Origin of the sequence: Seongchinamella unica (assembly GCF_004354085.1) — a bacterium.
Lineage (GTDB): Bacteria > Pseudomonadota > Gammaproteobacteria > Pseudomonadales > Halieaceae > Halioglobus > Halioglobus unicus.
On the sequence record NZ_SMSE01000003.1, the window covers coordinates 202,998 to 215,075 of the forward strand.

Genomic DNA, 12,078 nt, shown 5'->3' on the forward strand with positions numbered 1-12,078 from the left:
CGCTTGGCCTGGATTATGGGATGAGAATTTCTACTCGCGATGATACGGGTGATTGACAGTGATTGTCCAAGCCCGATACAGCTGTTCGGCCAATAAAATCCTTACCAGCGGGTGCGGCAGTGTGAGTGCGGAAAGCGACCAGCGCCGCTCGGCCCTGTCCAGGCAGGCCTGCGAGAGTCCGTCGGGACCGCCGATCAGCAGACTGTAGTTGTCGCCGGACATCTGCCAGTCAGCCAGCTGGCGGGCCAGGACCTCTGTGGAAATCGCTTTACCGCGAACATCCAGGGCGATCACCCGGTCACCGGCAGGAATGCTCTTGAGGATTTGCTCCCCCTCTTTTTCTTTCAGCTGGCTGGCGCTGCTACCCTTGCCACGGGCGGCGAGGGGCAGTTCCTTCCACTCTATCCGCAGCTCTCTCGGCATGCGTTTACTGTACTCTGCCACGCCCTGGCTGACCCAGGCGGGCATTTTTGTGCCGATGGTGACGATGCTGATGCGCATCAATCGACGTCAGGTTTGGGATGCTCCGTCCACAGACGCTCCAGATCGTAAAAGTCGCGAGTGGCGGGAAGCATAACGTGAACAACCACGTCGCCGAAGTCCACCAGCACCCACTCGCCAGCGTCTTCACCCTCCACGCCGAGGGCTCGCTGCCCCTGCTTCTTGGCCTCCATACAGACATTGTCAGCCAGTGACTTCACATGCCGGTTGGACGTACCGCTGGCAATCACCAGGTAGTCCATCACGTCAGTGAGGCCGGTGACATCCAGGGTCACGGTGTTGACTGCCTTGAGATCGTCCAGGGCGTCTACGACCAGTGCTTTTAACTGTTCAGCTTGCATCGCGCTGATGGCTGTTCATCGGTGTGCCATTCCTCATCGGTAAAGTTGTCCTTGTTCAATATAGTCCAATACCGGTGCCGGTAGCAGGTATCGGGGGGATCGACCTGCCCGCAGCAGGTCGCGAATCTCGGTAGAAGAGATCGCCAGCGGGCGCAGTTCTTCCACCAGTATATGTCCATGGGTGCGATGCCGCAGCACAGCCCGGTCGTCGGTGCGGTGTGCGGCCAGCCAATCGGCAACGGGGCCAGTGGCGGGAAAATGCCAGCCGGGGCGAGCGATCACCACGATATGGGCCAGTTCCAGCAGCTCCTGCCAGCGAAACCAGCTGTCAATTTTCAGCAATGCGTCACAGCCCAACACCAGGGACAGACTGCACCCCGGGCCCAGTTCACTGCGCAGTTCTTCCAGGCTGAGTACCGTGTAGGAGAGACCCTCGCGGGCCAGCTCGCGCCTGTCGCAACGCAGCCGCGGCTCATCCCGCACCGCCAGTTCCACCATTGCCGCACGTTGTTCGGCGCTGCAGTCCGGTGCTTCCCGGTGAGGAGGCTGGGCACATGGCATCAGCGCGAGGTGATCCAGCCCCAGCAGCTCACAGAGTTCCAGGGCAGAGCGAAGGTGGCCGTAATGCACCGGGTTGAATGTCCCGCCGAACACCCCCACCGGGGTCAGGGACTCATTCAAGAGCGAACCTGCCCCTCACCGAGCACCACGTATTTGACGGATGTCAGCCCTTCCAGGCCGACCGGGCCACGGGCGTGCAACTTATCGGTAGAGATACCGATTTCAGCGCCCAGGCCGTACTCGAAACCATCGGCAAAGCGGGTAGACGCGTTGACCATCACCGAACTCGAATCCACTTCCCTCAGGAAGCGCATCGCCCGTCCGTGATCACGCGTCACGATGCTCTCGGTATGCCGGGAACTGTAGCGATCGATGTGATCCATGGCCGCCTCCAGGTCATCGACCACTCGCACCGCAAGAATCGGGCCGAGATATTCCTCGTACCAGTCCTGTTCTGACGCCGCGGTGGCCGCCGGCAGAATGGCCCGGGTGCGCTCGCAACCGCGCAGTTCCACACCGGCGGCCTGGTAAGCGCGAAACAGGCGCGGCAGCATGGCTGCCGCCATGGCCTCGTGCACCAGCAGCGTCTCCATGGTGTTGCAGGTCCCGTAGCGCTGGGTTTTGGCATTGATCGCAATGGCCTCGGCCATATCCTCGTCGGCACCCTCGTCGATATACACGTGGCAGGTGCCGTCCAGATGCTTGATCACCGGCACCCGGGCGTCGTTGCTGATCCGCTCGATCAACCCCTTGCCACCGCGAGGCACAATCACGTCAACATATTCCGGCATGGTAATCAGGCGGCCTACGGCGGCCCTGTCGCGAGTCTCAACCACCTGTACTGCCGCCGCCGGCAGGCCGGCCTGCTCCAGTCCCTGGTTGAGGCAGCGGGCGATCGCCATATTGGAGTCCAACGCTTCACTGCCGCCACGCAGAATGGTGGCGTTACCGGATTTGAGACACAGGCTTGCCGCTTCCACAGTCACGTTGGGCCGCGACTCGTAAATAATGCCGATGACACCCAGCGGGACACGCATTCGCCCCACCTGGATGCCGCTGGGCATGGTATTCATATCGAAAATACTGCCCACCGGGTCGGGCAGGGACGCGACCTGGGTCAGGCCCTCCAGCATGGTATCGATGCGCGCTTCGGTCAGTTCCAGACGATCCATCAGCGGGGCATCAAGGCCGTTGGCGGCGCCTCGCTCGAGGTCCGCCGTGTTAGCCGCTGCCAGTTCGGCACGCGCGCCGTCAAGGGCATCGCGAGCCGCCAGCAGGGCATCGTTGCGGGCACGGGTGGAGGACGCCGCGACCTCCCGCGAAGCCGCGCGAGCCCGGCGACCCAACTCCTCCATGTACTGCTCTACGTCCATTCTCGACAATCTTTGCTTTTGGAAAAAGGGCCGGGAAGTATACCCGAACCCGGCGCGCATCCCCACCCGCGCCACCGCCGGAGTGCCACCCCGTGTTGACACAAAAAAACGCGGGCCGTGGCCCGCGTTGTTCGATCCGTCCTGCGCCGGTATTACAGGCCTTCGGCGTTCTCGGACAGGTAGGCTGCAACGCCGTCCGGAGAAGCGTCCATGCCCTTGTCGCCCTTGTTCCAGCCCGCGGGGCACACTTCGCCGTGCTCCTCGTGGAACTGCAGGGCCTCTACCAGGCGAATCAGCTCGTCGATGTTCCGTCCCAGCGGCAGGTCATTGACCAGTTGGGAACGCACCACGCCTTCCTTGTCAATCAGGAACGCGCCGCGGAAGGCTACACCGCCCTCGGCTTCCACGTCATAGGCGCGACAGATGTCGTGAGCCACGTCGGCAGCCATCGTGTAGGACACCTGGCCAATACCGCCGGCGGCGACCTCGGTATTACGCCATGCGTTGTGGGTGAACTGGGAATCGATGGATACAGCGACCACTTCCACGCCGAGTTCACGGAACTTGTCCATCCGGTGATCCAGAGCAATCAGTTCCGAGGGGCAAACAAAGGTGAAGTCCAGCGGATAGAAAAATATCAGGCCGTACTTGCCAGCCATGGCCTCGGAACGCTTGTAGGAATCGACGATCTCGCCGGTACCCAGTACCGCTGCCACGTCGAAATCAGGTGCAGGTTTTCCAACTAATACGCCCATAAGGTCTTACTCCATTTATTGAGTCACAGGTGTTGTGGGAGCGCTATCCCACGCTCGGCAGGGCATGATACACAGGCGCGGGCAGCGAGCCAATTTGATTGTCGCCATCGACCGCATAGCGTCTGGCTATCAGCGCCTGCGCCGCCCGCGGACCCGCCCGCTACGGGACGGTCAAAAAGTGCCATTTCGACCGGTTAACCTTGTTGACAATCATTCTCGTTTGCATTAGCTTTAATACCAACGAAACAGAACTCCCATCTACCGCCATGTACGTATGTCTTTGTAAAGGAATCACCGACACCCAGATCCGCGCCGCGGTGCAGGAAGGGGCCAGTTCCTTGCGCGAGGTTCACGCCTCCCTCGGGGTGGCCAGCCAGTGCGGTAAATGCGGCATCATGGCCCGGGACATCGTCCGCGAATCCCTCAACGATCTCGCCGAGGCGGACGAACAGCTGTTTTACGCGGTTTCCTGAGCATTGTGGGCTGCAGCCCACTTCACCAATTTCATTGTTTCCTTCTGAATCTTTCGTTACCCGACGCACAGGCGGCCGGATATATCCCTGACAGACACGCCAAAAAACGCACGTCCCTGTGCAGGCTCGGCTGCGCCCGTCCGTGGGCGCAGACGGTCTGCCAGGGATATATCCGGCCGCCTGTGCTGATAGTGACAAGCTGATAGGTCCGAGGGCTTTTTGAGCTTTGGGGGTGTGGCAGGTGCTTCCCGGGGCGTCGGCTGCCAGGGACGGCAGCCGTCGAGCCTGCACAGGGACGTGCGCTCTTTGGCGTACCCGGGAAACACCTGCCACGCCGCCAGTGCGGCGGGTAACGCACGCCAAGTCCGAGCACAAAAAGGGTGCTCAATGACAGTGCACCCAGGATAAAGTGGAGCTTATTCCGCAGCCTGCGCCGCAGCCGTCTCCTTGATCAGGGTCTGCAGTTCACCCGACTCTGCCATCTCAGTGACGATATCGCAGCCACCGATCAGCTCACCGTCAACCCACAGCTGGGGAAAGGTCGGCCAGTTGGCATACTTGGGCAGGTTGGCGCGGATCTCCGGGTTGGAAAGGATATCCACGTAGGCGAAGCGTTCGCCGCACTGCATCAGTGCCTGCACGGTGCGGGCGGAAAAGCCGCACTGGGGCTGGTTGGGCGAGCCCTTCATGTAAAGAAGAATGGGGTTGCTCTCTATCTGCTCTTTGATTGTGTCAATAATATCCATGCCAAATCCTGTTTCATCGAGGGGCGCGGGCCCCGGTCTCATGGCGCGCATTCTACCCTATTCTGACCGCAAAATACCCACGGGGTTTACAGGTGATTTACATAATCCCGACAGCGGTCTATAGTTGCCGGTCCCGAGGCAGCTCCAGCTGCCTTTTTGCGTTTATAAGGAGAATGAAAAATGTCGGCCCTGATGCCCACTTACGCCAGGTTACCAGTCACCTTCAGTCACGGGGAGGGCGTCTACCTCTTCGATACCGACGGCCGACGTTACCTGGACGGGCTGTCCGGCATTGCGGTCAACGGCCTCGGCCATGCCCATCCCGGCGTCACCGCCGCCATACGCGCCCAGGCAGACAAACTGGTACACGCGTCCAACCTGTATGGCATCGGCCCCCAGGAACAGCTCGCCGAGCGTCTGGCCGGCGTCGCCGGAATGGAGAAATGCTTTTTTGGCAATTCCGGCGCCGAGGCCAATGAGGCGGCGATCAAGATCGCCCGCCTGCACGGTCATAACCGGGGCGTGGAAAAGCCGGCGATTATCGTCCTGGAAGGTGCTTTTCATGGCCGCACCCTGGCCACCCTCAGCGCCACCGGCAACCGCAAGATCCAGGCGGGCTTCGAGCCCCTGGTCAGTGGCTTTGTACGCGCTCCCGTCAACGACATCGAGGCGATCCGCCACATTGCGACCAACAACCCGGACGTGGTCGCCTTCCTGGCTGAACCCATCCAGGGCGAGGGCGGAGTCAATGAACTTGACCTCGATTACCTGCAGGCGGTGCGCCAGATCTGCGACGAGCAGGGCTGGTTGATGATGCTGGATGAGGTACAGACCGGTAATGGCCGCACCGGAAACTGGTTCGCCTACCAGGACATGGGCTTTGTGCCCGATGTAATCACCACAGCCAAGGGCCTGGGTAACGGAGTACCCATCGGCGCGTGCATGGCCAGGGGTGAGGCTGCAAACATCTTCGGCCCCGGACACCATGGCTCCACCTATGGCGGCAATCCGCTGGTCTGTGCTGCCGCCCTGGCAGTTCTCGACGCCATAGAGGGGGAGGACTTGCTCAGCCACGTGAGGCGCATGGGCGGCTTGATCCGCGGAATCATCGAGGAGCAGGCGGGCGCCACCGGGCGCCTGGTCGAGACCCGCGGCAAGGGTCTGATGCTCGGCTTCCAGCTGGACCGGGACTGCCCGGAACTGGTCCAGCGCGCGCTGGACAACGGGCTGCTGATCAATGTCACCGCCGGCAACACCATTCGCCTGCTGCCGCCACTGGTGATCAACGAGACCCAGGCCACCGAGCTGGCCGAGGGCGTCGCCGAGCTGATTCGGGGCCTCTAGCCCCGCCACCACTTTCATGGGAGATAGACATGGCCGCTACCAGGCATTTTCTGACCCTATTGGACTTCAGCCCCGAAGAGCTGGACACAATGATCGCCAGGGCCATAGAAATGAAACGGGAACACCGGGCGGGGGCTGACCAGCGACGCTTTCCGGGGCAGGTGCTGGGCATGATTTTCGCCAAGTCTTCCACCCGCACCCGGGTTTCATTCGAAGCGGGCATGGCCCAGCTGGGCGGGCACGCCATGTTCCTGTCGCCCAACGACACCCAGTTGGGGCGTGGCGAGCCCATCGAGGATAGTGCCAGAGTCATTTCCTCCATGGTCGACATCGTAATGATCCGCACCTTCGGTCACGATGTCGTAGAAACCTTCGCAGCCCACTCGTCGGTACCGGTCATCAATGCCCTCACCGACGACTATCACCCCTGCCAGTTGCTGGCTGACATGCAGACCTACGTCGAGCATCGCGGCAGCATCGCCGGCAAGGTCGTGACCTGGGTGGGAGATGGCAACAACATGGCCCAAAGCTATATCAACGCGGCCCGCCAGTTCGATTTCGAGTTGCGCATTGCCTGCCCCGAGGGCTACGAACCCTCCGCGCACCTGCTGGAGGCCAATCGCGATCGGGTAAGCATCGTCCGCGATCCACTGGCAGCGGCCCGGGACGCCAACCTGGTGGTTACCGATGTCTGGGCTTCCATGGGCCAGGAAGCGGAGCAAAAAGCCCGCGAAACGGCCTTTAGTGGCTACCAGGTCAATGGCGAGCTGATGAGCCACGCGGCCTCCGACGCACTCTACATGCACTGCCTGCCCGCCCACCGGGGTGAAGAGATCAGCGCCGAACTGATGGACGCCGCCGACACCGTGATCTGGGACGAGGCGGAGAACCGGCTGCACGCCCAGAAAGCCCTGATGGAAACCCTGCTGCTGGCCAATCGCTAGGCCCTGTTGTGCATAACCAGGGCCGGATGCCGGGGCTGGCGGGCCGTCGCCCGCCCCCTTCCTGAGCTGGCCGCCACTCAAATAACTGTGGGGCATATAAACCCCTGTGTTATATGAAAAATTATTCGTTACGCCCCTACTCAACTGCCCGCACGGCGGCCTTGCTGGGCTATACCGATAGTGGGCACCGACCTATCCTCCTATCAACAAGTTATCCACAGAATAAACCCAGCCTGGTGCCTTGCAAAGCCACCAACTCCGCATTATCTTGTATGTATTACAGCGTCAAACCCCAATATATAGGGGATGCGGCGATCAAAAAACAACCAGACTGCATCAGGTTGTAACGCCGGCGTTACTCAACTGCACAGTTATGGGACCAAGGAAACAGACCGCTGGCCAGAACAGGAGATCACATCTGGATCGGGCTGGACCAGGGGGCCGACCGGTACCCGGATCCAGTCCGACCTGAGTACAGAGCGACAGCGTGAAGCACAACAATAAAGCGTCAAGCCAGACTTTTCGGAGACAGCATGCAAACTGACACCAACCCAAACGGCACCCCTGCCGTCAATACACCCGTGGGCCAGGACGCCACCACCAGCGTTGGCATCGCCGCCACGGCCCCGGGGCAGCTGCGCGTCATCAAGCGCAACGGCACCGTGGTGCCCTTTGAAGGCAGCAAGATTTCCGTCGCCATCACCAAGGCCTTCCTGGCCGTGGAAGGTGGCACCGCTGCGGCATCCAGCCGGATTCATGAAACCGTGGCCAAACTGACCGACCAGGTTACCGCCACCTTCCAGCGACGCATGCCTTCCGGCGGCACCATCCATATCGAGGATATCCAGGACCAGGTCGAACTGTCGCTGATGCGCGCCGGCGAGCACAAGATCGCCCGCGACTACGTTATCTACCGCGAAGAACAGTCCCGCAAGCGGGCCGCCAAGGCATCCCTCTCACAGAAAACCCAGGACGCCGCAAACGCCATCAACGTCATCCAGCCCGACGGCAGCCGCCTGCCCCTGGACCTGGATCGCCTGCACACCGTGGTCAGCGAAGCCTGCGCCGAACTTGCGGATGTCAGCGAATCGGAAATTCTCGACGAGGCGCTGAAGAACCTCTACGACGGCGTCACCGCCAGGGAACTGGCCACCTCGCTGGTGATCACCGCCCGCACCATGATCGAACAGGAGCCTAACTACTCCTACGTGGCTGCGCGCCTGCTGTGCGACAACCTGCGCGCCGAGGCCCTGTCGTTTCTGCAGGTGGCCGACAACGCGACCCAGTCCGACATGACACAGCTCTACGCCCGCGCCCTGCCCGCCTATATCGCCCGCGGCATCGAGCTGGAACTGCTGTCGCCGGAACTGGCGGGTTACGACCTGGACATGCTGGGTCGTGCACTGCTGCCCGAACGCGACCTGCAGTTTACCTACCTGGGCCTGCAAACCCTGTACGACCGCTATTTTATCCACTCCGAGGAAACCCGGTTCGAGCTGCCGCAAATCTTCTTTATGCGTGTCGCCATGGGACTGGCGGTAGAAGAGCCCCAGAAAAACCAGCGCGCTATCGAGTTCTACCAGTTGCTGTCGTCTTTCGATTACATGAGCTCCACCCCCACCCTGTTCAACGCCGGCACCCTGCGCCCGCAGCTGTCTTCCTGCTACCTGACCACGGTACCGGACGACCTGCACGGCATTTACGGCGCCATCCAGGACAACGCCATGCTGTCGAAGTTTGCCGGCGGACTGGGCAACGACTGGACCCAGGTACGCGCCCTCGGCGCCTACATCAAGGGCACCAACGGCAAAAGCCAGGGCATTGTGCCCTTCCTCAAAGTGGTCAACGACACCGCGGTAGCGGTCAACCAGGGTGGCAAACGCAAGGGCGCGGTCTGTGCCTACCTGGAGACCTGGCACCTGGATATCGAGGAATTCGTCGAACTGCGCAAGAACACCGGCGACGACCGCCGCCGTACCCACGACATGAATACCGCCAACTGGATTCCCGACCTGTTCATGAAGCGGGTATTCAACGGCGAGGACTGGACCCTGTTCTCCCCCAGTGATGTACCCGACCTCCACGATCTGTATGGCCGGGCTTTCGAGGAACGCTACGCCCAATATGAGGCCATGGCCGCCGCCGGCCAGATCAAGCTGTTCAAGACCGTGAAGGCCCAGAACCTGTGGCGCAAGATGCTGGGCATGCTGTTCGAAACCGGTCACCCCTGGATGACCTTCAAGGACCCCTGCAACCTGCGTTCGCCTCAGCAGCACGTGGGCGTGGTGCACTCTTCCAACCTGTGCACCGAGATTACCCTCAACACCAGCAAGGACGAGATCGCAGTCTGCAACCTGGGCAGCGTCAACCTGCCCCGGCACATCGACGAGAACGGCCTCAACCTGGACAAGCTGCGCAAGACCGTACGCACCGCGGTGCGCATGCTCGACAACGTGATCGATATCAACTACTACTCGGTACCCCAGGCAAAGAATTCCAACCTGCTGCACCGTCCGGTAGGCCTGGGCCTGATGGGCTTCCAGGACGCCCTGTACAAGCAGCACCTGGCCTACGGTTCCGAGCAGGCGGTAAGTTTTGCCGACCAGTCCATGGAAGCGATCAGCTACTATGCGATCGAGGCCTCCAGTGAGCTGGCAGCCGAGCGCGGTGCCTACTCCACCTACCAGGGCTCGCTGTGGAGCCAGGGTATTTTCCCCATCGACTCCCTGCAGAAGCTCATCGACGAGCGTGGCACCGACTATATTCAGGTGGACCAGACCCAGAGTCTCGACTGGCCCGCCCTGCGCAGCAAGGTTCAGCAGAACGGTATGCGCAACTCCAACGTGATGGCGATCGCGCCAACGGCGACCATTGCCAACATCACCGGGGTTTCCCAGTCGATCGAGCCCACCTACCAGAACCTGTACGTGAAATCGAACCTGTCGGGAGAGTTCACCGTGGTCAACCCCTACCTGGTCAGTGACCTCAAGGCACGGGGGCTGTGGGATGGCGTCATGGTCAACGACCTCAAGTACTACGACGGCTCGGTGCAGGCAATCGACCGGATTCCGACCGACATCAAGGCCATTTACGCCACCGCCTTCGAGGTCGAGCCGCGCTGGCTGGTGGAAGCGGCCAGCCGCAGGCAGAAGTGGATAGACCAGGCCCAGTCACTGAACCTGTATATCAACAATGCCAATGGCAAGAAGCTGGATATCACCTATCGCATGGCCTGGTACAGCGGCTTGAAGACCACTTATTACCTGCGCTCGCTGGCAGCCACCGGCACCGAGAAGTCCACCATCGCCACCGGCGCCCTCAATGCAGTGTCTTCGGAGGCCGGCGCGCCCGCGCCGGTGCCGGCCGCCTGCTCACTGGACGATCCGGACTGCGAGGCCTGCCAGTAGGCAGCCAGTGATGACGACACAAACCAAAACAGAAACAAAAAGCCAGGGGACAACAATAAATGTTGAGTTGGGATGACTACCACAAGGAAGACAGCGCAGCCGCAACGGCCGCGTCCCAACCGGCGGCGCCGCAGTCGCTGGTAGCCGAAATGGAAACGCCACCAGGGGCGGTGGCGATACCCAAACAAAACGAACCGGTTGCCGAAGCGGCTGCCACACCCAACGATCCGGTGGCAAAAGCGGCCGCTGCGGTGCAGAACCTCGATGTGGCGCCGGGGCTGGAAGAACTGGAAATGGGCGCCGCCCGGGTGTCGGTCGATGAAAAGGCGATGATTAACTGCCGCGCCGACCTCAACCAGCTGGTGCCCTTCAAGTATGACTGGGCCTGGCAGAAGTACCTGGATGGCTGCGCCAATCACTGGATGCCCCAGGAAATCAACATGACCGCCGATGTGGCAACCTGGAAGAGCGCCGATGGCCTCAGCGAGGACGAACGCCGCATCGTGATGCGCTCACTGGGTTACTTCTCCACTGCCGACTCGCTGGTGGCCAATAACCTGGTACTGGCCATCTATCGGCTCATCACCAACCCCGAGTGCCGTCAGTACCTGCTGCGCCAGGCCTTCGAGGAAGCCATCCATACCCACGCCTACCAGTACTGCATCGAATCGCTGGGCATGGACGAGGGCGAGATCTTCAACATGTACCGGGAAGTACCGTCGGTCGCGGCCAAGGCAGCCTGGAGCCTTAGCCACACTCACAGCCTGTCGGACCCGACCTTTAGCACCGGCACCCCGGAAACCGACCAGGAACTGTTGCGCAACCTGATCGGCTTCTACGCGGTCACCGAAGGCATTTTCTTCTACTGCGGATTTACCCAGATTCTCTCCATGGGGCGCCGCAACAAGATGACCGGGGTGGCAGAACAATTCCAGTACATCCTCCGGGACGAGTCGATGCACCTGAACTTCGGCATCGACGTGATCAACCAGATCAAGCTGGAGAACCCCGGCCTGTGGACCGAAGCGTTCAAGCAGGAAGTGGTGCAAATGATTCTGGAAGGGACCGAACTGGAAGTCCGGTACGCCAGGGACACCATGCCCCGCGGGGTGCTCGGCATGAATGCGGCCATTATGGAGGAGTACCTGCACTTCATCGCCAACCGGCGCCTGTCGCAACTGGGCTTGCCGGAGCAGTTTGCGGGGGCACAGAACCCATTCCCGTGGATGAGTGAAATCATGGACCTGCGCAAGGAGAAGAACTTCTTCGAAACACGAGTGATTGAATACCAGACGGGTGGCGCACTGAGTTGGGACTAGGACTGACTGACCAGTCCGTAGCGAAACCAAGACCAGCCGGCTGCCCCTGCAGTATGAGGGGTGGCTGGATGGCACCAATATCGGCAGGGTGAAAATAAACGCAGCGACAATCGAGGACGCACGAATGTCAGACAACAAACCCAAGGAAACCGAGACCATCCTGATGGCTCTGGACCAGATCAGCCAGACCATCGACGTGATGACCAGCGTGGTCAATCGCCTGCGCAACTACGTCCAGGAGCATGACGTGGCTGTCGGTGAAGCCAGCGCTGAAGGCGTTGCTGATCTGCAGGCAGACCGCATCATCCACTGAT

Annotated in this window: 12 protein-coding genes; 6 read left to right on the forward strand and 6 right to left on the reverse strand. The window is 61.0% G+C overall.

All coding sequences use genetic code 11. The features are described 5' to 3' along the window. Nucleotides 1–30 precede the first annotated feature (30 nt). The 5 genes from rlmH to E2F43_RS13065 form a co-directional block, all read right to left on the reverse strand. Nucleotides 31–501, reverse strand: a complete 471-nt coding sequence (gene rlmH, locus E2F43_RS13045) for a 23S rRNA (pseudouridine(1915)-N(3))-methyltransferase RlmH (protein ID WP_133213376.1) — start codon at nt 499–501, stop codon at nt 31–33. After that, the gene (rsfS, locus tag E2F43_RS13050; protein WP_133213378.1) at nt 501–842 is read right to left on the reverse strand and encodes a ribosome silencing factor; all 342 of its coding nucleotides are present in this window, start codon (nt 840–842) and stop codon (nt 501–503) included. Before rsfS ends, rlmH begins: the two co-directional genes overlap by 1 nt. Before the next feature lie 33 nt (nt 843–875). Further along, nucleotides 876–1,523, reverse strand: coding sequence for a nicotinate-nucleotide adenylyltransferase (nadD, locus tag E2F43_RS13055; RefSeq protein ID WP_133213380.1), 648 nt, complete (start codon nt 1,521–1,523; stop codon nt 876–878). Next, nucleotides 1,520–2,776 (reverse strand): glutamate-5-semialdehyde dehydrogenase, encoded by a 1,257-nt coding sequence (locus tag E2F43_RS13060; RefSeq protein ID WP_133213382.1) that lies wholly within the window; start codon nt 2,774–2,776, stop codon nt 1,520–1,522. Before E2F43_RS13060 ends, nadD begins: the two co-directional genes overlap by 4 nt. 152 nt (nt 2,777–2,928) lie before the next feature. Continuing rightward, nucleotides 2,929–3,531: a peroxiredoxin gene (locus E2F43_RS13065; protein ID WP_133213384.1), complete on the reverse strand. Its 603-nt coding sequence runs from the start codon at nt 3,529–3,531 to the stop codon at nt 2,929–2,931. Nucleotides 3,532–3,797: 266 nt separating this feature from the next. Between E2F43_RS13065 and E2F43_RS13070 the strand changes: the two genes are divergently transcribed. After that, nucleotides 3,798–4,004 (forward strand): bacterioferritin-associated ferredoxin, encoded by a 207-nt coding sequence (locus E2F43_RS13070; RefSeq protein WP_133213386.1) that lies wholly within the window; start codon nt 3,798–3,800, stop codon nt 4,002–4,004. Between the two features lie 416 nt (nt 4,005–4,420). Here the strand turns inward: E2F43_RS13070 and grxD are convergent, their stop codons facing one another. Beyond that, entirely contained in the window at nt 4,421–4,750 is a 330-nt protein-coding gene (gene grxD / locus E2F43_RS13075) for a Grx4 family monothiol glutaredoxin (protein WP_133213388.1), read from the reverse strand. A 180-nt stretch (nt 4,751–4,930) separates the two neighbouring features. On the opposite strand from grxD, the gene E2F43_RS13080 reads away from it, so the two are divergent. From E2F43_RS13080 to E2F43_RS13100, 5 genes are all read left to right on the forward strand, one after another. Continuing rightward, complete coding sequence (locus tag E2F43_RS13080; protein WP_133213390.1) at nt 4,931–6,094, forward strand: aspartate aminotransferase family protein; 1,164 nt, start codon at nt 4,931–4,933, stop codon at nt 6,092–6,094. A gap of 29 nt (nt 6,095–6,123) precedes the next feature. After that, nucleotides 6,124–7,038 (forward strand): ornithine carbamoyltransferase, encoded by a 915-nt coding sequence (argF, locus tag E2F43_RS13085; RefSeq protein ID WP_133213392.1) that lies wholly within the window; start codon nt 6,124–6,126, stop codon nt 7,036–7,038. A gap of 533 nt (nt 7,039–7,571) precedes the next feature. After that, nucleotides 7,572–10,445 (forward strand): ribonucleoside-diphosphate reductase subunit alpha, encoded by a 2,874-nt coding sequence (locus E2F43_RS13090; RefSeq protein WP_133213394.1) that lies wholly within the window; start codon nt 7,572–7,574, stop codon nt 10,443–10,445. A 59-nt stretch (nt 10,446–10,504) separates the two neighbouring features. Beyond that, complete coding sequence (locus E2F43_RS13095) at nt 10,505–11,764, forward strand: ribonucleotide-diphosphate reductase subunit beta (protein WP_133213396.1); 1,260 nt, start codon at nt 10,505–10,507, stop codon at nt 11,762–11,764. A gap of 124 nt (nt 11,765–11,888) precedes the next feature. Then, nucleotides 11,889–12,077 carry a hypothetical protein gene (locus E2F43_RS13100; protein WP_133213398.1) on the forward strand — a complete coding sequence of 63 codons (189 nt, stop codon included), beginning with the start codon at nt 11,889–11,891 and terminating at the stop codon, nt 12,075–12,077. The last annotated feature ends 1 nt before the right edge of the window (nt 12,078 follow it).